The sequence below is a fragment of the Amycolatopsis sp. Hca4 genome, from assembly GCF_013364075.1.
GTDB lineage: Bacteria > Actinomycetota > Actinomycetes > Mycobacteriales > Pseudonocardiaceae > Amycolatopsis.
Genome location: NZ_CP054925.1, coordinates 3,721,159 through 3,739,311, shown reverse-complemented (window position 1 = coordinate 3,739,311; position 18,153 = coordinate 3,721,159). Strand labels below are relative to the sequence as shown.

General features: G+C 73.2%; 18 protein-coding genes. 10 read left to right on the top strand and 8 right to left on the bottom strand.

The annotated features are described in order from the left end of the window. Nucleotides 1-11: 11 nt before the first annotated feature. Nucleotides 12-233, top strand: coding sequence for an acyl-CoA carboxylase epsilon subunit (locus tag HUT10_RS16115; protein WP_176171958.1), 222 nt, complete (start codon nucleotides 12-14; stop codon nucleotides 231-233). 75 nt (nucleotides 234-308) lie between these two features. Here the strand turns inward: HUT10_RS16115 and HUT10_RS16110 are convergent, their stop codons facing one another. Next, nucleotides 309-494: a hypothetical protein gene (locus tag HUT10_RS16110; RefSeq protein ID WP_176171957.1), complete on the bottom strand. Its 186-nt coding sequence runs from the start codon at nucleotides 492-494 to the stop codon at nucleotides 309-311. 178 nt (nucleotides 495-672) lie between these two features. On the opposite strand from HUT10_RS16110, the gene HUT10_RS16105 reads away from it, so the two are divergent. From HUT10_RS16105 to HUT10_RS16080, 6 genes are all read left to right on the top strand, one after another. Next, the gene (locus HUT10_RS16105; RefSeq protein WP_176171956.1) at nucleotides 673-831 is read left to right on the top strand and encodes a hypothetical protein; all 159 of its coding nucleotides are present in this window, start codon (nucleotides 673-675) and stop codon (nucleotides 829-831) included. Between the two features lie 107 nt (nucleotides 832-938). After that, on the top strand, nucleotides 939-1,283 hold the full coding sequence (locus HUT10_RS16100) for a DUF6235 family protein (RefSeq protein WP_176171955.1): 345 nt from the start codon (nucleotides 939-941) through the stop codon (nucleotides 1,281-1,283). A 254-nt stretch (nucleotides 1,284-1,537) separates the two neighbouring features. Then, nucleotides 1,538-2,023 carry a DUF6423 family protein gene (locus tag HUT10_RS16095; protein WP_176177852.1) on the top strand — a complete coding sequence of 162 codons (486 nt, stop codon included), beginning with the start codon at nucleotides 1,538-1,540 and terminating at the stop codon, nucleotides 2,021-2,023. 31 nt (nucleotides 2,024-2,054) lie between these two features. Then, a complete protein-coding gene (locus HUT10_RS16090) occupies nucleotides 2,055-3,398 on the top strand; it encodes an FAD-dependent oxidoreductase (protein WP_176171954.1) in 1,344 nt (447 codons plus the stop codon). Then, nucleotides 3,391-3,849, top strand: coding sequence for a DUF6187 family protein (locus tag HUT10_RS16085; protein ID WP_176171953.1), 459 nt, complete (start codon nucleotides 3,391-3,393; stop codon nucleotides 3,847-3,849). Before HUT10_RS16090 ends, HUT10_RS16085 begins: the two co-directional genes overlap by 8 nt. Further along, nucleotides 3,821-4,366 (top strand): carboxymuconolactone decarboxylase family protein, encoded by a 546-nt coding sequence (locus HUT10_RS16080; protein WP_176171952.1) that lies wholly within the window; start codon nucleotides 3,821-3,823, stop codon nucleotides 4,364-4,366. The genes HUT10_RS16085 and HUT10_RS16080 overlap by 29 nt, the downstream gene beginning before the upstream one ends. A 46-nt stretch (nucleotides 4,367-4,412) precedes the next feature. On the opposite strand, the gene HUT10_RS16075 is transcribed toward HUT10_RS16080, so the two are convergent. Further along, complete coding sequence (locus HUT10_RS16075) at nucleotides 4,413-5,786, bottom strand: cation:proton antiporter (RefSeq protein WP_176171951.1); 1,374 nt, start codon at nucleotides 5,784-5,786, stop codon at nucleotides 4,413-4,415. Between HUT10_RS16075 and HUT10_RS16070 the strand changes: the two genes are divergently transcribed. Next, entirely contained in the window at nucleotides 5,785-6,402 is a 618-nt protein-coding gene (locus HUT10_RS16070; protein ID WP_176171950.1) for a neocarzinostatin apoprotein domain-containing protein, read from the top strand. The two genes, HUT10_RS16075 and HUT10_RS16070, sit on opposite strands and share 2 nt — an antisense overlap. Before the next feature lie 56 nt (nucleotides 6,403-6,458). On the opposite strand, the gene HUT10_RS50050 is transcribed toward HUT10_RS16070, so the two are convergent. The 4 genes from HUT10_RS50050 to HUT10_RS16055 form a co-directional block, all read right to left on the bottom strand. Continuing rightward, nucleotides 6,459-6,806, bottom strand: coding sequence for a BRCT domain-containing protein (locus HUT10_RS50050; RefSeq protein WP_217709617.1), 348 nt, complete (start codon nucleotides 6,804-6,806; stop codon nucleotides 6,459-6,461). Next, entirely contained in the window at nucleotides 6,803-8,572 is a 1,770-nt protein-coding gene (ligA, locus tag HUT10_RS16065) for an NAD-dependent DNA ligase LigA (protein ID WP_217709616.1), read from the bottom strand. Before ligA ends, HUT10_RS50050 begins: the two co-directional genes overlap by 4 nt. A 148-nt stretch (nucleotides 8,573-8,720) precedes the next feature. Then, complete coding sequence (locus HUT10_RS16060; protein WP_254896896.1) at nucleotides 8,721-9,197, bottom strand: SgcJ/EcaC family oxidoreductase; 477 nt, start codon at nucleotides 9,195-9,197, stop codon at nucleotides 8,721-8,723. Between the two features lie 23 nt (nucleotides 9,198-9,220). Further along, nucleotides 9,221-9,688 carry an SgcJ/EcaC family oxidoreductase gene (locus HUT10_RS16055; RefSeq protein WP_217709615.1) on the bottom strand — a complete coding sequence of 156 codons (468 nt, stop codon included), beginning with the start codon at nucleotides 9,686-9,688 and terminating at the stop codon, nucleotides 9,221-9,223. 238 nt (nucleotides 9,689-9,926) lie between these two features. Between HUT10_RS16055 and HUT10_RS16050 the strand changes: the two genes are divergently transcribed. Continuing rightward, nucleotides 9,927-10,382, top strand: a complete 456-nt coding sequence (locus tag HUT10_RS16050) for an SgcJ/EcaC family oxidoreductase (RefSeq protein WP_176171948.1) — start codon at nucleotides 9,927-9,929, stop codon at nucleotides 10,380-10,382. A 12-nt stretch (nucleotides 10,383-10,394) separates the two neighbouring features. Next, complete coding sequence (gene tpx, locus HUT10_RS16045) at nucleotides 10,395-10,934, top strand: thiol peroxidase (protein ID WP_176171947.1); 540 nt, start codon at nucleotides 10,395-10,397, stop codon at nucleotides 10,932-10,934. Nucleotides 10,935-11,205: 271 nt separating this feature from the next. On the opposite strand, the gene HUT10_RS16040 is transcribed toward tpx, so the two are convergent. Then, complete coding sequence (locus HUT10_RS16040; RefSeq protein WP_176171946.1) at nucleotides 11,206-12,864, bottom strand: (2,3-dihydroxybenzoyl)adenylate synthase; 1,659 nt, start codon at nucleotides 12,862-12,864, stop codon at nucleotides 11,206-11,208. Next, nucleotides 12,861-18,083: a type I polyketide synthase gene (locus tag HUT10_RS16035; RefSeq protein WP_176171945.1), complete on the bottom strand. Its 5,223-nt coding sequence runs from the start codon at nucleotides 18,081-18,083 to the stop codon at nucleotides 12,861-12,863. Before HUT10_RS16035 ends, HUT10_RS16040 begins: the two co-directional genes overlap by 4 nt. Nucleotides 18,084-18,153 lie beyond the last annotated feature (70 nt).

The following is an 18,153-nucleotide window of genomic DNA, read 5'->3' as shown; positions in this document are numbered from 1 at the left end:
CGAGGTCCCCGATGGCAGCAACCGAGCCCGCAGGCCCCCGGCTGAGGGTGGTCCGCGGCCTGCCCGACGACGCCGAGCTGGCGGCGGTGATCACGGCCCTGCTGGCGGTGTCGGCCGCGTCGGCTCCGGTGCGGCCGGAGCCGGCGCGTTCGGCATGGGCCGCCCCGGCGGCCCGGTGGGACGCGCAGCCGGTGGGGCCGGACTCCTGGCGGCTGTCCGGCCTTCCCCGCTGACCCGGCGGCGCGTCCGGTCCGTCCGGGATATCCGGCCCGTCCGGATACACCGCACGCACGCGCCGCCGGCCCCGGTCAGGCCGCGTCGTCCAGCTCGAAGGCGTCGTAGGCGTCGAACTCGTCGCTGTCCCAGACCGGCGGCCGCCGGGGGCGGGGGTGCACCGGACGGGTTCCTTCGCTCACCCGATCGGTCCGGATCGGCGCCCGGCCGTCGTGTCCGGTCCCGGCGTCGGTGAAGATCTCCTGAGGACGTTCGGTCATCGTGCTCCTCGGTGGTCGTGGCGGGCTCCGGCTCGTCCAGTGCACCGCGGTGCGGCACCGTCGTGCGTCTCGCCCGCTGCGGACCGGGTTTCGATCGGCCCGTCAGCCGGGCGCGACGTCACCTCGACCCCGCAGGCGCACCATGGACGGCGCACAGGAGCGAGACGGAGGTACAGCGATGACCGTTCCCCAGATCCGGAACGACCGCGAACTGATCGAAGAGGCGCTGGGTGTCCCCGCGCCCCGCACCGCTCTCGAGGCGGTGCCCGTCGCGCCGGCCGAAGCGCCGGTGCAGCGCGAGTACCTCGCCGACACGATCATCCTGGGCTACAACTGATCCCGGCCGGGAGGCCGCAAGATCCGAGATGCCGCCGGGTGCCGCGAACAGCCACAATTGAGGCTGTTTCGCCCTCGGTTCGTCGCGCTCGGTAGGGAGGCCAGCGGATGGCTATGCACCTCCGGCTCGCGGCGGGTGTCGAGCTGCTCGACAAATGGGCGGAATCCGCTACCCAAGCCGAGCGGAATGTTCTCTACGAGGCTTTGTTCGCCATCGGCGACGGTTCCGTGTTTCTCATTTACGACGTTTTCGGCGACCCGGATGACATTTCCAATTTCATGGTCATGGTCAAAGCCGATCTGCTGGTGAAGATCAACGTGCAGCGCGCCGAATCGTCGTTCGACATCCTCTACGTCGGCACCCTCGACGACGGCGCGGCGGCGAACGCCGCCGAGATCGCGGCCGAACTCGCCGCCGACGCCGTGGCCGACGCCGAGGTCGACGACGCCTGACCTCCCCGTTCCGCGTAACCCCGCTGCCCCGAACGGCCGAATTCGCCGCGCGCGTCCGGCCCCGGCCGCCTGCCCGTACGGCCCTGGCGAATGTGCATTCGTCATCTTGACGCCCGGCCAGCCCGTGTGAAATTCTCGGGCTTGTTCGCAGTTCATGGGGGCTCTCGGGGGCGAAATAAGGAGGCTGCGCGATGACGTCACCGGAATTCGCAGGATTGGATGTTTCTGGGCGGGTGCGGGCACGGGACATCCAGATGGCCGGCGTCGCCGACGTCCGCCGCCGGGTGCTGATGATCTCCGGCGCGATCGACACGTCCGACCACGACGTCTCGGTCACCGTCAACCTGCCGGAGCCGGGGCGCTGGCAGGTCATCAAGTCCGAGACGAACCTGACCGACCAGACGTGGGTCGCGATGCAGGTCGTGATGGACGACGAGTCGACCTTCGTCAACGACCCGGAGACGCTCGTCATGTCCCGGCAGTTCTCGAAGTCGTTCATGACACCCGACCAGCGGCGGCTGACCTTCTACGGCGGCGAGGTCCGCCCCGGCGAGGCCGTGCTCAAGGTCTACGAGATGGAGACCAGCGGGCGCAAGCCGGCGTACTCCTACTCGCGGTACAGCCCGATCGCGACCGACAGCCTGGAGCAGTCCCAGCAGACGCTGGAGGAGCTCGTCCAGGACGGGATGGCCCGGCGGCCGATGGTCGAGGTCATCGTCCCGGTCACCGTGATCGGCTGAGCCGGATGCCGTCCGGACGCCGGGGGGCCCGGTGACCACCACCTTCATCCCGGGTCCGCACCTGCTGGAGTCGCCCCGGGGCCGTGACTGGCCGCGGTTGCCGGCCGCGCCCGCGCGCGTGCGCGAGCCGGCGCCGCCTTCGCGGGCCGACGTCGTCGTCGTGGGCGCCGGCCCGGCCGGGCTGGCCGTGGTTTCGGCGCTCTGGCACCACGGCGTGTCCGACGTCGTCGTGCTCGACCGCGGCGGCCGGCCGGCCCGCCGGTTCTTCGACCGGATCGACCTGCTCGGCCAGCGGGTGCTGCGCTCGCCGTACGAGCACCACCCGGGCGTCGAGGGCTACCGCGACTGCGAGCTGCTGGACTTCGCCCGGCTGCACTGGTCGCGGCTGACGCCGGTCGAGCGCCGGGAAGTCCGGATGGCGCAGGCCGGGCACCGCTCGGTCGTGCCGGTGGACGTCTTCGAGGCCTACTGCGACCACTTGGTCGCCACCCACGACGTGGCCGGGCGGACGTGGCGGGCCACGGTCCGCGACGTCCTGCCGGGGCGGTCCGACGTCACCGTCCGGACCGACCGGGGCACGGTCACGGCCCGGCACGTCGTCCTCTGCCCGGGTGAGGAACGCCGTGAGGCGCCGCGCGAATGGTGGGGTGGCGGCGCCGCCCCGTCGGGGGTGCGGTACTGGGACGAGCGGCCGCCGCCGGGCGGCGAACGCCAGGTGGTGGTGGGTGCGGGCCTGACCTCGGCGCACCTGATCTCCAACGCGCTGGCGGCCGGTCGCCGGGTGCACTGGGTGATCCGGGAGCCGGGCGAGCGCTACCAGTGCGCGGACGTCAACTCGAAGTTCTTCCGGCCCGAGGGCCGGGCCCGGGTCGGCAACGTCGGCTGGGACGACCGGCTGGGGCTGCTGGCGCAGTTCCGGCGGGCGTCGATCATGTTCGAGTTCCGCCCGCTGCTGGAGCGGGCCGAAGCCGACGGGCGCCTGGTGGTGCACCGCGGGGCGGCGGTCACCGGGGTGGCGGCCGCGACCGGGGGCACGGTGGCCGTGCGGCTGGCAGGCGGGCAGCGGGTCGGCGGCGACTGCGTCGTGCTCGCGCTGGGCACGGTGCCCGAGACGGGCCGCGGGCTGCTGCCCGAGGAGGTCGTCGGCGAACGCGACGGCTGGCCGGCCCTCGACGAGCGGACGCTCGCCTACACCCACGCGCCGCGGGTGTCCGTGGTCGGCGCGGCCGCGGGCATGGTGCTCGGGCCGGCGGCCCGCAACATCGACGGGCACCGCGTCGCCACCGCCCGCGTCGCGGAGGCGATCGCGCGCGGGGTGCGGGGCGGGACCCTCGCCGCGGCGCCCGTCCGGACCGAGGTGGGCGCCGGTGTCTGAGCAGGAACCGTACGACTCGCGCTTCACCCTGCCCGACGTCGACGCCTGGCCCGAGACGGAGGCCGGGGTGATCCTGCTGGGCCTGGACCCGGACCGGCTGCTCGCCGGGCTCGGGTTCGCGGCGCTCGCCGACGACCCGGGCCTGGTCACCCAGGTCGTCGACCAGGCCCGGCACGGTGTCTTCACCGCGGACCTGGCCGGGCTGGCCGAAGCCGGGGTGGCCCGGTGGCGGGCGCTGCGGCCGGCGCTCGCGGCCGTGCCGGGGCGCCCCGCCGCCGGCGCGCTGCGGCAGGAGTGGGCGAACTCGGCCGACCTGGTCGCGGTCGCGGTACCGGGCGCCGGACCGGCCGCGCTGGCGTACCTGACGGCCTGCTGGATCCGCCGGGACGAAATCGACCGGCTCGCCGAGGGAAAGGAACCCGATGTCCTACCTGAAGTCGCTGCCGGCTGAAACGACACTGCTCCAGGTGTTCCAGGCCTACCCCGAGCCGGCGCGTCACCTGCTCGCGTTCCACGAAACGCTGCTGCGCGGCGAATCACCGTTCACCGCGGGGGAGCGGGAAATGATCGCCGCCTACGTTTCCGGGGTGAACAACTGCGGTTACTGCCACGGCATCCACACCGTGACGGCCGAGGCGTTCGGCGTGCCGGAGGGCGTGCTGGCGGCGGCCGTGGCGGACCTGGGAAGCGCTCCGGTGGACGACAAGCTGAAGCCGGTGCTGGCCTACGTGGGCAAGCTGACGCGCACGCCGTCGAAGATGACCGAGGCCGACGCCGAAGCGATGTTCGCCGCGGGCTGGGACGAGCGGGCGCTGCACGACGCGGTGCTCGTGTGCGCGTTGTTCAACTTCATGAACCGGATGGTCGATGGCCTCGGCATCGAGGCGGACGCGGCGTACACGACGACGTCCGGCGAGCGGCTGGCCGAAGGCGGCTACGCCGGGCTTTCGGGTCTGCTGGCCGGGTGACGGAACGGCCGTCACCACCCACCGGTGGTGACGGCCGTTCCGTCGGTCAAGCCGCTTCGCGCCGGGCGGCGTCCGGAGCAGGCGGCGCGGAGTCCGCTGTGGACAGACGGTGGCCCAGCCAGTCTTCGTGGTCGAGCAGCCGCAGCCGCTCGTCCTCGGTGCGCGCCACGCGCCGCATCGACAGCCGCAGCAACGGCGGCGCCATCACCGACGTGACGATCGCGACGAGCACCACCATCGTGTAGGTGGCCGTGTTGAGCACGCCGAGCCGCAGGCCGGTCAGCGCCACGATCACCTCGATCACGCCGCGGGAGTTCATCCCCGCGCCGAGCGCCAGCCCTTCCCAGCGGCTGAGCCTGCTCACCCGGGCGCCGGCGTACGCGCCGACGAACTTGCCGGCGATGGCCAGTGCGAGCAGCGCGAGCGCGGCCCAGGCGGTGGTCGGGTGCCACAGCGCGGTCAGGTCCATCCGGAGCCCGGCCGTGGCCAGGAAGAGGGGCGCCAGCACGGAAAGCACGACCGTGCGCAGCGGCGCCAGCTTCGGCTGCGCCGACCGCGACCGCGCGATCAGGATGCCGCCGACGAACGCGCCGAACACCGGCTCCATGCCGAGGCTCTGCGTGGCGGCGCCGAAGCCCAGCAGGATGATGACGGCCATGGCGACCGCCGGGCCGGGCTCCGGGCGGCGGGCGGCCAGGTCCATCAGCTTGCGCACCAGGACGCGGCCCACGGTCCCGGCCAGTGCCACGAACCCGGCCAGGTAGCCGACCGAAAGCGAGACGACGCCGGCCGTGACGCCGACCGTGGCCGCCGCGGAGACCACCGACAGCAGCAGCCAGCCGACCGCGTCGTCGACCATGCCGGCCGCCAGGGTCAGCTGGCCGATGTTGCGGTGCAGCAGGCGCATGTCGGAGAGCGTCTTCGCGATCACCGGAATGGCCGTCACGCACATGGCGACCCCGATGAAGAGCGCGAACACCCAGCGGCTGGAGTTGCTGCCGAGCAGGGAGCCGGGCAGCACGAACCCGAGCGCGATGCCCAGCCCGAGCGGCAGCAGCAGCCCGAAGAGGCTGACGGTCGCCGCGACCCGGCCCTGGCGGCGCAGGATGCGCGGGTCGAGGTGCGTGCCGGTGATGCCGACCAGCAGCAGGACGGCGAACTGGCCGACGGCGTCGATCAGGTGGATCTGCTCGGGCGGCTGCGTGGGCAGCAGCCAGTGCGAGATGCCCGGCGCGACGTGGCCCAGCAGGGTCGGGCCCAGCAGCATGCCGGTGACGAGCTCACCGACCACCGACGGCAGCCCGAAGCGCTCGCCGAGGCGGCCGAGCAGCTTGGCCAGGCTCAACAGGACCAGCAGGCCCAGCAGGAAGAGCAGCAGGGGGTGTGGCGCGATCGGCGCCACGGGAGCGGCAAGGTGCATGGTCGACCTCCACGAGTACTCGTCCGTCGAATTGTTTCGGTTGACCACCACCGCCGACGTCTCGATCCGTGCGAATCTCAGGAATTTCCCGTGCAGTTCACCGGTTTCCCGCCCGGGCGGCCGGCCGGCCGTAGAATGCGGGCAGGGGTCAACCTGCGTTTTCCGAACGCACCTCGATGAGGGGAGTTTTCCGATGGGTACGAAAATCCGCAGAATCGCGACCGTGGTGGCGGCGGCCGCCGGGATCGTGGCCGCGTCCGCGCCTGCCGCGTCCGCCGCGGCGCCGGTCCGGCTGTTCGCGGCGCCGACGCATGCCTTGTCCGCCAACGCCACGGTGGCGGCCGTGGTCACCGGCCTGCCCGCGAACGGCACGTTCTGGGTCGGCGAGTGCGGCTGGGTGCCGACGGGCTGCGCCGGCAACCCGGCGACGGTCGTGGAAATCCACAGCGACGCGAAAGGTTTCGCATTCACCACGATCGTCGCGCAGAAAGTGTACGTCGGAAACATCGGCGACGGCGTGGACGTGACGGTGGACTGTGCCGCGGTTCAGTGCACGCTGGGCGTTTACGACGCTGCCATCACCGCATTCGATCGCGTCGACATCCATTTCCGCTGACCGCGCGCGGCACCGCCACGGAAGTGGCCGTGGCGGTGCCGTGGCGGCGCGGCGGGTCAGGAGGCGAGGATGCGCGCGGCGCGGTCGCGGTCGCCGTCCTCGTACGCCGACAGCAGGTCCGCCAGCCCCTGCGCGGGCAGGATCCGGATGCCCAGCTGCGCCGCCTTGTCCGCCTTGCCGCCGGAGCCCTCGCCGACGACGACCAGGTCCGTCTTCGCCGACACCGACCCCGACGGCGTGCCACCGAGCCGTTCGACGGCCTGGTTGCCTTCGTCGCGGTTCTTGAGCCCGGGAACGGCGCCGGTGACCACGACCCGCATCGGCGAACCGTCGGGCTTGCGCAGGGGCAGCACGGCCGCCGTATCCGCCGTGGCGGCGGGCCGGGAGGCGTCCGGCTCGGTCATGGTGAGCCCGCGGGCCTCGAGCTTCGCGATGACCCCGGCCAGCTCGGCCAGCTCGCCCGCGATCGCCTCGGCGCGTTCCCGGCCGACGCCTTCGACCTCCTGCAGCTGCTCGGGGTGGCCGCGAGCAGCGCGTCCATCGAGCCGAAGTGCCGGGCCAGCCGCCGCGACACCGCGCGCCCGGCCATCCGGATGCCGAGCCCGGTCAGCAGGCTCGACAGCGGGCGCGTCTTCGTGGCCGCGATCGCCGCGACCAGCTTGCCGCCGGAGATTTCGCCGAGGCCGTCGAGCGCCGCGAGCCCGGGCACGTCGAGGTCGTAGAGGTCGGCCGGGTCGGCGACCAGTCCCTCGGCCACCAGCAGGTCGATGATCTTGCCGCCCATGCCCTCGATGTCCATCGCCTCGCGCGTGGCGTAGTGGGCCAGGATCTTCCGCGCGCCGCAGGTCCGGCCGCCGGTGCAGCGCCAGCGCGTCTGCGACCGGTCGATCTCCGAGCCGCAGTCGGGGCACACCTCGGGCGGGGTGAACGGCCGGGCGTCCGCGGGCCGTTCGTCGAGCTTGGCGCCGGTGATCTCGGGGATGACGTCGCCCGCGCGGCGGACGAACACGGTGTCGCCGACGCGGACGTTGCGCCGCTGCAGGTCGTCGAAGTTGTGCAGGGTGGCCGAAACGACTTTCACGCCGTCGATGAACACCGGCTCCAGCGTGGCGACCGGGGTGATCACCCCGGTGCGGCCGACCTGGACGTCGATCGCGAGCAGCTTGGTGCTGCGGGTGTCGGCGGGGAACTTCACGGCCACGCCCCAGCGCGGCGCCTTGGCCGACGCCCCGGCCGCGGCGCGGTCCTGCGGCCGGTCGGCTTTGATGACCGCGCCGTCGACGCCGAAGCCGAGTGCCCCGCGCAGGTCCCGGATCTCCGCGACCGCCGCTTCGATCTCCTCGGCGCTCCGGCAGACCTTCAGCGCCGGCTTGCCGCCCGAGGTCGTCGCGACGCCGAGTTCTTCCAGCTGCCGCATGGCTTCCGAGTGGGTGCCGTCGTCGGCGAGGCCCTGCACGGCGTAGGCGGTGAACGAAAGCGGCGCGGAGTAGGCGCGGTCGACCGCGCGCAGGGTCCCGGCCGCGGCGCTGCGCGGGTGCGCGAACGCCGGTTCGCCGTGCCCGGTGCGCAGTTCGTTGGCCGTGCGGAAGTCCTCGTCGGTCATGAACACCTCGCCGCGGACCTCGATCGTCCGCGGCGACGAGAGACGGGTGGGCAGGCCCTTGGCCAGTACCGCCCGGGTGGTGACGTCCTCGCCCATCGTGCCGGTGCCGCGCGTGAGGACGAGGGTGAGCCGGCCGCGGGAGTAGCGCGCCGCGACGGCGAGGCCGTCCAGCTTCGGCTCGACGGTGTAGGCCGTGACCGGGTGGCCGAGGACGCGCTCGAGGCGCGTGGCCCACTTCCGCAGCGATTCGCTGTCGAAGACGTTGTCCAGCCCCAGCATCGGTGTGCTGTGCGGGATTTCGGTGCCCGGCGCCACGCCGGCGCCGACGGCTTCGGTCGGGGTGTCCGCGGGCTTCCACGCCGGGTGCGCGGCCTCCGTCGCGATCGCGCGGGCCAGCAGGGCGTCGTAGGTGTCGTCGTCCATGACGACGTCCGCGCCGGCGTAGTAGGCGGCCGCGGCGGCGCGGATCTCGGCGAGCGCCTTCTCGTAACCCGCGACGGACGGGAACGGCTTCGCCTTCGCCGGGTCGACGGGCGCCCCGGTGCCGGGGGCAAGTTCCGTGGTCATCGGGATCCCTCGCTCGTCGGCCGTCGGCGGGGCCGGACGGCCCCGCCTGGGACGCTAGCCCCGGCGGGGCCGCCTGCCATCTCCGAAAGTGCCGTGAAGGCCCCCTGGTCCGCGCCGGGCGCGGGCGAGGGGGCCTCCACGGACTTCGTCAGCCCTTGACCGGGCTGCTCTGGTGTGAGAACAGGCTCAGGTCGCCCTCGCCGTTGCGGACGACGACCCAGACGGCCCGGATCTGGTTCTCCGGCGCGATCTCGGACTCACCGGCGCGGATGATGCCGCCCTCGGTGATCGCGATCGCGATGCCCGGCTCGAGGAACTTGACCTCCAGCGGCCAGCCGTAGACGTGCGCTCCCTTCAGCGGCCCGGCGAACCCGGCCCGCATGTAGCCGCGGATCTCGTCCCGGCTGGTGAGCTGGTTGTCCTGCAGCAGCAGGCTGCCGTCGGCGGTGAAGACGTCGGCGAACTTGTCGGCGTCGTTCCGCAGCCAGGCCTCCTGGATGCGCTGCGGCACGGTGAGGACGGCCTTTTCGTCCGCGCTGGTGAACTCGCGGTAGAAGGAGGTGTCCTCCTCGACGCCGTGCGCGGCGAGGATCGCGGTGGCATCGCCCCACGAAGTGTTCGGCACAATGATCTCCCGGGTGGTTTCGGTTACCAGCGGAGCGTCGCGCCGGCGCCGCGCGGGCTGTTCTGGTACACGGCCAGCTGCCATTCGTTGTCGCGCTTGACGACGACCCAGGTCGAGCGGACGGCGAGCTCTTCGTCGATCTCGGTCTCGCCCGGCGCGAGGATGCCGCCGTGCGTGCGGATCAGCGCGACGGTGTCCGAGACGAACCGGAGGTTGACCGGCTTGCCCGTGACGCCGGTGCCCTTGAACGGACCGGCGTACGCGGCGGCCATGAAGGCGCCGATCTCGTCACGGCCCTTCTTGAGCACGTCGCCGGGCAGGATGAGGATGCCGTCCTCGGTGAAGGCCTTGGCGACGCCGTAGCCGTCGTTCTTGCTCCAGGCGGCGATCAGGCGCAGGGGGACGTCGAGGGCTTCCTTTTCCCTTTCGGAGGTGAAGGGCCCGTAGTAGTCGTCCAGCCTGGCCTGTTCGTCAGAAGTGGGTGCGGACACTGTTGCTTCTCCTTCGATCGGTCGGCCAACCAACGGCGGGGGTTACGATCGGCCCATACGGCGTTCATGGTCACACGCGGCCCCGCGCCGCGACCTCTCCTGAGTTGCCGCGCCTGCCCGTCGTTTTCGCGCGGTGCTGCGCGCGGTGTTCGCGCAGGGGAGGAGATGCCGGACGGCCCCGGTTGCCGGAATCCTGGCCACGGAGATTCGAGCCACATCGTCTGCCAAGGAGAGCCGGATGTCCGAGAAGGCTTCGTCCCTCGTCGCGGGGGCCAAACAGTGGGCCACCTACTACGGGAAGTTCACCCAGGGTGAGGAAAGCGCCGCGGTGACCGCCCAGCTGCGCGCCCGCGCCGCGTGGGACGCGAACGATGCCGGCGCGTTCGCCGAGTCGTTCGCCGAGAACGGCAGCATCCTCGTCGACGACGAGCAGATCAACGGCCGGGACGCGATCCGGGCGTTCTTCGCCGACGCCTTCGGGGCCACGCTGTCGGGCACCAAGCTGGTCACCGAGCCGATCGAGGTCAAGGTGGTCGAGCCCGGCGTCGCGGTGGTCATCACCGACGGCGGCGTGCTGTACGAAGGCGAGACGGCCGTCCCGGCCGAGCGCACGGTCCGCGGCACGTGGGTGGTGGCGCAGGTCGACGGCGAGTGGCGCCTGGTTTCCCAGCAGACCAGCCCGGTCAAGGGCTGAGGGGGAACCGAGATGACCGAACGCACGGGCGTCGTGACCTTCCGCGGCAACCCGGTGACGTTGCTGGGCCCGGAGATCGCCGTCGGCGACCGGGCCCCGGACTTCACGGCGCTGGGCAGCAACCTGGCCCCGGTCCGGTTCTCCGAGCTGGGCGGGACGCGGGTGATCTCGGTCGTCCCCTCGCTGGAGACGCCGGTGTGCGACCTGCAGACCCGCCGGTTCAACGAAAGCCTGGCCCGGCTGGGCGAGGCGTCGGTGCTGACGGTGTCGGTGGACCTCCCGTTCGCACAGGCCCGCTGGTGCGGCGCGGCGGGCGTCGAAGGCGTCCGCACGCTGTCCGACCACCGCGACCTGTCGTTCGGCCTGGCGTACGGCGTGGTGATCAAGGAGTTCCGCCTGCTGGCCCGAGCGGTGTTCGTGGTGGACGCGGCCGGCACGGTGGTCCACGCGGAGTACGTCCCGGAGGTCGGCCAGGAGCCGAACTTCGACGCGGCGATCGTCGCCGCACAAGGAGCCGAGACCGCGCGCCGTTCGGACGGTCGCGCCGCCTGACCGTCCGAAAGGGACGGTCACCGTGAGGGCCGCCGTTCGGGTTCCCCTGTACCCGAGCGGCGGCCCTCGCCTTGTGCTGCCCGCGATCGGTATCGGCGCGCCCGGTTCGGGGTGGCGAGTTGGGTGCCGTTGCGGAGCATGGCGTAGCGGACAAGGTGCCGGCGGAAGAGCCGGAAGCGTGTAGCGGCACGGGAACGGGAGAAGCCCCCGGCGGACCGGGACGCGAGTCCCGATCCGCCGAGGGCTCCGGTTCCCTTGAGCAGAACCTCCGTCAAGCGGCGCGCGGCGCCGCGTCGATCCGGGCCAGCAGCACCTTGAGCGCCTTCTTGTCCGCCTTGCCGACCGCGGTGTGCGGGAAGGCGGCCAGCACCTCGAGCCGCTCCGGGATCTTGAACGCCGCCAGCCCGCGCCCGGTCAGGAACCGGGTGATCTCCGCCAGCGACAGGGAACACCCGCCGTGGAAGCGGACGAACACGCAGACCCGTTCGCCGTACAGCGGGTCCGGGTCGGGGACCGCCGCGACCTCGGCCACCTCGGGCAGCTCCTGGATCAGCGTCTCGACCTCGCCGGCCGAGATCTTCTCGCCGCCGCGGTTGATGAGGTCCTTCACGCGGCCGCACACCACCGCGTAGCCCTCCGGCGTGATGCGCACCAGGTCACCGGTGCGGAACCAGCCGTCTTCGGTGAACGACAGCTTGTTCTGCTCCGGCACCCCGTAGTACCCGCGAGGCGTCCCCGGCCCCCGGGTCAGCAGCTCACCCTCACCGCCCGGGGGAACCGGCCGCCCGTCCTCGTCGACGACCAGCAGCTCGTCGAACGGGCTGACCGGCGGCCCCTGGGTGCCGAAGGCCAGCTCGTCCGGGGCGTCCGGCGGGGTGTAGCAGACCAGCCCCTCGGCCATCCCGTAGACCTGCTGCAGCCGGCACCCGAGCGAGCGCGCCATCCGCTCGGCGATCTCCGGAGCGAGCATCGACCCGCCGACGTGCACGTACCGCAGGCTCGCCAGATCGGGCTTCGCGGCCGCCGCCGCCTCGACCCACTTCAGCACCACGGCCGGCACCGCGGACGTGGCGGTGACCCGCTCCGCCTCGATGGCGGCGAACACGGGTTCCGGCCGCGGCGAGGAGGAGAGCACCACCCGCCCCCCGGCGTGCAGGGCGCCGAAGATCCCCGGACTGGCCAACGGGAAGTTGTGCCCGGCCGGCAGCACCGCGAGGTAGACGGTGCCGGAGTCGAAGGCGCACGCCCGCGCGGTGTGGGTGATGTTGAACAGGTAGTCGTCGTGGGTGCGGCTGATCACCTTGGGCACCCCGGTGGTGCCGCCCGAGAGCAGGAACACCGCGATGTCCGACGGCGCGGGACCGTGCGCGTCGAGCCACGCCCGCCGCCCGGCGACGTCACCGCCGGGCTCCATCAGGGCACGGACGTCGACCGCTCCGGGAGTGACGGTGTCGCCCACCACGAGCACCGATGCCGGGGCGGGCAGGGCCGCGCTGACGCGGAAAGCCAGCTCCTGGTGGTCGAAGCCGCGCCACGTGTCCGGCACGACGAGACCCTTGGCCCGCACGTGGGCCCCGATGGCGGTCAGCTCGTGGTCCCGGTGCGGTGGCAGCATCATGGCCGGAACGACGCCGAGCCGCAGCAGGGCCGCGGTCACGATGACGAACTCCCACGTGTTGGGCAGCTGCACCAGCACGGTGTCCCCGCGCGACAGCCCGTGGTCGGCCAGCCGCACGGCCAAGGCGTCCGCGCGGACGGCGAGGTCCCGGTAGGTCAGCCGGGTGGTGCCGTCGACGACGGCCTCCCGCGCACCGTGGTCCTCGGCCCACTCCCACAGGTAGGACCCCATCGTCCGGCCCGGCCAGACCCCGGCCGCGCGGTAGGCGTGGGCCAGGTCCGCCGGCCAGGGCACGAAACCGTCGAAACTCATTCGGGTTCCCCCGTCTCCTCGGCCATCCGCTCGGTGAGCAGGGCGGCGACCGCTTCGATCGTCGGCCGGTCCCAGAACAACGTCGCGGGCAGCGCGAACCGGAAGCGCCGCTCGAGCCCGCGCCGGATCCGGACGGTCATCACCGAGTCGAGGCCCATCTCGATCAGCGGCCGCCGGGAGTCCACTTCGGACGCCGCGAGGCCGGTCTCGGCCGCGACGTGCTTGCGGATCTCCTCGACGACCGCCGCCGACAGCTCGGCGCCGGTGAGCCCGGCCCACGGCACGTCGACCAGGTCCGCGGCGGTGGCACCGGCCGCGGCCTCCTCGGGCAGTTCCGACAGCAGGGCCAGCTTCCGGACGCCGGGCTCCGCCGGCAGCGTCCGCAGCATGACCGCGTACCCGAGGTCGTGCCGGGTCGCGAGGTCCCAGGCCCCGAACGCCTCGGTGACGCTGATGTCGGCCGTGCCGCGGGCGGCGAGCTCGGCGTCGATCACCGCGGAGGAGGTCGACATGCCCAGCCCGCGCCACGACGTCCAGGCGTAGCTCGCGGCACCCGCGTCCCCCGCCGCGCGGCGGTGGGCGGCCAGTGCGTCGAGGAACGCGTTGCCCGCCGCGTAGCTGGTCTGCCCGGGCAGGCCGAGCAGCTGGCCGCACGAGGAGAACAGCACGAAGAAGTCCAGCGAGCCCGGCTCGAACAGGTGGTGCAGGTTCAGCGCGCCCTCGACCTTCGGCCGCATGACGCGGCGCAGCGAGGCTTCGTCGAGCCGGCCGAGCGTGCGGTCGTCGAGCACACCGGCGGCGTGCACCACCCCGCGGAACGGCGGCAGCCCGAGCGCGTCCGGCGAAAGCTTGGCGGCGACCTGGGCGGCGTCGGCGATGTCCACCGCGACGGGGACCACGGTCACCCCGAGCCGTTCCAGCGCGACCACGGACTCGACGGCGCCGATTTCGGCCTCGTCGGTCAGCTCGCCCCACCGGGCGCGCGGCGGCAGCCCACGGCGGCCCGCGAGCACGATGCGCCGGGCCCCGCGGTCGGCCAGCCAGTACGCGACTTCCAGCCCGAGCGCGCCGAGGCCGCCGGTGACCAGGTAGGTCGCGTGCGGCCGGGCGGTGAGCCGCGGCCGGGCCGGATCGCCCTCGAGCCGGTGCAGGCGCCCGACCGAGGCCTCGCCGTCGCGGACGACGACGACGTCTTCGCCGCGAATCGTCCGCAGCACCTCGACCAGGGCGGCGATGTCGCTTTCGGACTGTCCGATGTCGACGGTGCCGCCCCAGAGGCCGGGGTGCTCGCCGCCGATCACGCGGCCGACGCCCCACAGCGGGCCGTGGGCGAGCGCGTCGGACTCGGCGCTCTCGCGGACGCCTTCGGTGAGGCACCAGACCCGGGCCGTCTTCGCCTGCCCGGTCGCGGCGACCCGCTGCGCCGTGCGGGCGAGCAGCCACGAAGCCGCCGCGGCGGCTTCGCCGGTCGACCCGGCGGCGGGCACCACGAGCAGCGTGTGGTCCGGGCCGAGCACCCCTTCGGGCAGGCCCTCCGGCGTGGCCGCGGCCAGGTGCGCGACCCCGAGCGCGTCGAGGCCGGCGGCGACCCGCCGCAGCAGCGGCGAGTCCGGCCCGACCAGCACGAGGTTCCCGGACGGCGCGCCGGCGACGCCCTCGGCGGGGCGCCAGGCCAGCTCGTGCACGACCTGGCGGGGACTCGTGACCGCACCGGCCTCACTGTCCAGCACGCCGTACTTGAGCCGCGTCAACCGGCCCACGACGGTGCCGTCGAGGTCGGCGATCTCGACGTCCACGGTGTCGTCGGCGACCACCCGCACGGTCACCTTCGCCCGCGACGGCGACCGCTCGGCGAGCGTGACGCGGTGGATGTGCGCGGGCATCCGCAGGATCGGCGGGCCGCCGAAGGCGACCGAAGCCGCCGACAGGGCACCGTCGAGCAGGGGGGCCCACGTGGCCGGCGGCTCGGCCGAGCCGGGGTCGGTGTCGACCGTGACGACGAGGGTGCCCTCGCCGCGCCGGATCTCCTCGACCGCCCACGGGAAGCCCATCGCGGCGACGCCCAGGGTGGCGAGCCGGTCGATGACGTACCCGGTGGGCAGGTCTTCGGTGGTCCGCGCCTCCGAGCGCTGGCCGCGGATCGAGCCGCCGAACGCGGTGACCGCCGCCGTGGTGTGGGTGACCCAGCCCTTGTCGTCGCCGTCATCGGCGCTGACGTCCTCGATGATCCGCGAGGACAGCCGGAACGTGCCGTCCTGCAGCACGATCTGCAGGTGCCGCGGCCGCGTGACGCTCACCGGGACGCGCAGCGCGACGTCGGAGAGCTCGTGCCAGGTCCCCTTCGCCGTCGCCGCGGCGGTGAGGAAGCTGTTGAGCAGCACCGCGGCCGGGATGATCTCGACCTTCCGCACCGGGTGGTCGCCCGGGTACGGCCGCGAGTCGCGGTCGAGGTAGGTCAGCCAGGCCTGGGCCGGGTTCGCGCCGTGCACGTTGATCCGGCCGCCGAGCAGGGTGTGGCTGTCGAGGTCGTGCTGCTCGGTGAGGAACGAGCGGCCGACCGAATCGTCGACCCAGTGCTCCTTGCGCTGCCACGCCGTGGTCGGCAGGTCCGCGAGGGACCCCTCCGGCCAGTGCGCCGCCCAGTCGACGTCGGCACCGCCGCAGTGGAGCACGCCGAGGTTCGTCAGCAGGGTTTCGCGCTCGGGCCGGTTGCGCCGCAGCGAGTGCGTGACGACGGCGTCGGTGATGCCCAGCTCGTCGAGGGTCTCGTTGATCGAGTGCTCGACCACCGGGTGCGGGGAGACCTCGACGAACAGCCGGTAGCCGTCCGCCGCCGCGGCCGCGACGGCCTCGGCGAACCGCACGGTGCCGCGCAGGTTCGTGGCCCAGTACGCGCCGTCGCGCGGCGCCTCCGACCGCGGGTCGGCCAGCGCGGTGCTGTACACGGGGATGCCGGCCGGGGCGGGCGGCAGGTCCGCGGCGGCCGCGGCCAGCGACTCCAGCAGCGGGTCCATGTGCGAGCTGTGGAAGGCGACGTCGGAGTCGACCTTGCGCACGGCGAGGCCCTCGGCGGCGAACACCTCGCTCGTCTCCTGCACGGCGTCGATGTCACCGGAGAACACGGTCGACCCGGTGGCGGCGGCGACCGCGACGGCGATGTCGGTGCGGCCGGCGAGGCGACGGCGCGCCTCTTCCGGCGGCAGGTTCACCATCGCCATCGCGCCCCGGCCGGCCACCCGCCGCAGCAGCACCGAACGGCGGCAGACCAGCCGGGCGCCCTGCTCGAGGGTGAGCATGCCGGCCGTGACGGCCGCGGCGATCTCGCCGACCGAGTGCCCGATCACGGCGTCCGGGTGGACCCCGCGGTCACGCCACACTGCGGCCAGCGCGACCTGGACGGCGAAGATCATCGGCTGGATCACGTCGACCGGCTGCACGGCGTCCGAGCCGATGGTCGCCCGCGGCGAGATCCCCAGCTCCGCCTGGAAGACCGGCTCGATCTCGTCGATGACGGCCGCGAAGGCGGGTTCGGTGGCCAGCAGCTCGCGGGCCATGCCGGTCCACTGCGAGCCGTGCCCGGAGAAGACCCAGACCAGCTCCTGGCGCGCGGTCTCCGGCAGCGCCCGCCCGGTGACCCCGCCGGTGCCCGAGGCCGCGAATTCGGCGAGCTTCGCGCGCAGCGCCGCGGTGCTGTCGACCGTCACCGCAGCCCGGAAGGGCAGGTGCTGGCGGCGCCGGGCCAGCGTGTGCCCGACGTCGGCGAGTGCGGTGTCCGGGTGCCGCGCCAGCCAGTTCGCCAGCCGCCCGGCGTACTTCGCGACGGCGGCTTCGGTCGCCCCGGACAGCGGCAGGACGTTCGGCCGGCTGGTGCTGTCCGCCTTCGCCGTCGTGGCTTCGGCTTCGGGGGTGGCTTCGCGGGTGGCTTCGGGGGCGGCTTCGAGGATGACGTGCGCGATGGTGCCGCCGTAGCCGTAGCCGGACACCCCGGCGCGGCGCGGCGCGCTGCTCTGCGGCCACGGCGTGTTCTCGGTGACCACGCGCAGCCCCGAGGTGTCCCACGGGATCTTCGGGTTCGGCGTGGTGAAGTTCAGGCTGGCCGGGATCTCCCCGTGCTGCAGCGCCAGCACGGTCTTGATCACGCCGGCGACGCCCGCGCCCGCTTCCAGGTGCCCGACGTTCGGCTTCACCGAGCCGATCAGGCAGGGCGCGCCCGCCGGGCGCCCGGCGCCGAACACCGAGCTCATCGCGCCCGCTTCGAGCGGGTCGCCGACGCTGGTGCCGGTGCCGTGCGCTTCGACGTAGCCGACGGTCGCCGGGTCGATGCCGGCGGCCTGGTAGGCGCGGCGCATCAGGTGGGCCTGTGCCTCGCCGTTGGGCGCCATGATCCCGTTGGTCTTGCCGTCCTGCTGCACGGCGCTGCCGCGGATGACCGCGAGCACGCGGTCGCCGTCGCGGCGGGCGTCCTCGAGCAGCTTGAGCACGACGATGCCGCCGCCCTCACCGCGGCCGTAGCCGTCGGCCGAGGCGTCGAAGGACTTGCTGCGCCCGTCGCGCGAGGTGGCGCCGGCGGCGTCGAGCACCACCGACAGGCCGGGGCCTGCCATCACCAGGATGCCGCCGGCGAGCGCGACCGGGCACTCGCCGGACCGCAGGGCCTGTGCGGCCAGGTGGATCGAGACCAGCGACGACGAGCACGCGGTGTCCACCACCATGCTCGGCCCGCGCAGGTCCAGCGCGTAGGACACCCGGTTCGCGACGGCGCAGAACGAGCTGCCGATCCCGGTCCAGGCCTCGATCCGCGGCAGGTCCTCCAGCAGCCGGCGCCCGTAGTCGTCGGCGCCGACGCCCATGAACACCCCGGCGTCGGTGCCGCCGAGCGAGCGCGGCGGGATGCCGGCGTGTTCCAGTGCCTCCCACGCCAGCTCCAGGGTGATCCGCTGCTGCGGGTCCATCAGGGCCGCCTCGCGCGGGGTGACGTCAAAGAAGTCGGCGTCGAACTCCTTGACGTTGTCGAGGAACGCACCGCGCTTGGTCACGTCCCGCACCACCGCGGCGTGCTCGCGGCTCTGGCCGGCGTGCCACTCCCAGCGGTCCGCGGGCAGGTCGCCGACGGTGTCGCCACCGTCGCGCAGGAGCGCCCAGAACGACTCTGGTGACTCGATTCCCGCGGCGAAACGGCAAGCCATCCCGATGATGGCGACGGGTTCGGGGAAGTTCATCGGCCTTCTTTCGTTCGTCCCGCAAGCGGCGGGCGCCGGGCAAGGACACCGAAGATCCGGGCGAGCCGGT

What these genes read in the sequence shown, in the direction of transcription:
- HUT10_RS16115 (WP_176171958.1), top strand. Translation starts at nt 12, where the DNA reads ATGGCAGCAACCGAGCCCGCAGGCCCCCGGCTGAGGGTGGTCCGCGGC.
- HUT10_RS16110 (WP_176171957.1), bottom strand. Translation starts at nt 494, where the DNA reads ATGACCGAACGTCCTCAGGAGATCTTCACCGACGCCGGGACCGGACAC.
- HUT10_RS16105 (WP_176171956.1), top strand. Translation starts at nt 673, where the DNA reads ATGACCGTTCCCCAGATCCGGAACGACCGCGAACTGATCGAAGAGGCG.
- HUT10_RS16100 (WP_176171955.1), top strand. Translation starts at nt 939, where the DNA reads ATGGCTATGCACCTCCGGCTCGCGGCGGGTGTCGAGCTGCTCGACAAA.
- HUT10_RS16095 (WP_176177852.1), top strand. Translation starts at nt 1,538, where the DNA reads ATGGCCGGCGTCGCCGACGTCCGCCGCCGGGTGCTGATGATCTCCGGC.
- HUT10_RS16080 (WP_176171952.1), top strand. Translation starts at nt 3,821, where the DNA reads ATGTCCTACCTGAAGTCGCTGCCGGCTGAAACGACACTGCTCCAGGTG.
- HUT10_RS16070 (WP_176171950.1), top strand. Translation starts at nt 5,785, where the DNA reads ATGGTCGACCTCCACGAGTACTCGTCCGTCGAATTGTTTCGGTTGACC.
- HUT10_RS16075 (WP_176171951.1), bottom strand. Translation starts at nt 5,786, where the DNA reads ATGCACCTTGCCGCTCCCGTGGCGCCGATCGCGCCACACCCCCTGCTG.
- HUT10_RS50050 (WP_217709617.1), bottom strand. Translation starts at nt 6,806, where the DNA reads ATGACCGAGCCGGACGCCTCCCGGCCCGCCGCCACGGCGGATACGGCG.
- ligA (WP_217709616.1), bottom strand. Translation starts at nt 8,572, where the DNA reads ATGACCACGGAACTTGCCCCCGGCACCGGGGCGCCCGTCGACCCGGCG.
- HUT10_RS16050 (WP_176171948.1), top strand. Translation starts at nt 9,927, where the DNA reads ATGTCCGAGAAGGCTTCGTCCCTCGTCGCGGGGGCCAAACAGTGGGCC.
- tpx (WP_176171947.1), top strand. Translation starts at nt 10,395, where the DNA reads ATGACCGAACGCACGGGCGTCGTGACCTTCCGCGGCAACCCGGTGACG.
- HUT10_RS16040 (WP_176171946.1), bottom strand. Translation starts at nt 12,864, where the DNA reads ATGAGTTTCGACGGTTTCGTGCCCTGGCCGGCGGACCTGGCCCACGCC.
- HUT10_RS16035 (WP_176171945.1), bottom strand. Translation starts at nt 18,083, where the DNA reads ATGAACTTCCCCGAACCCGTCGCCATCATCGGGATGGCTTGCCGTTTC.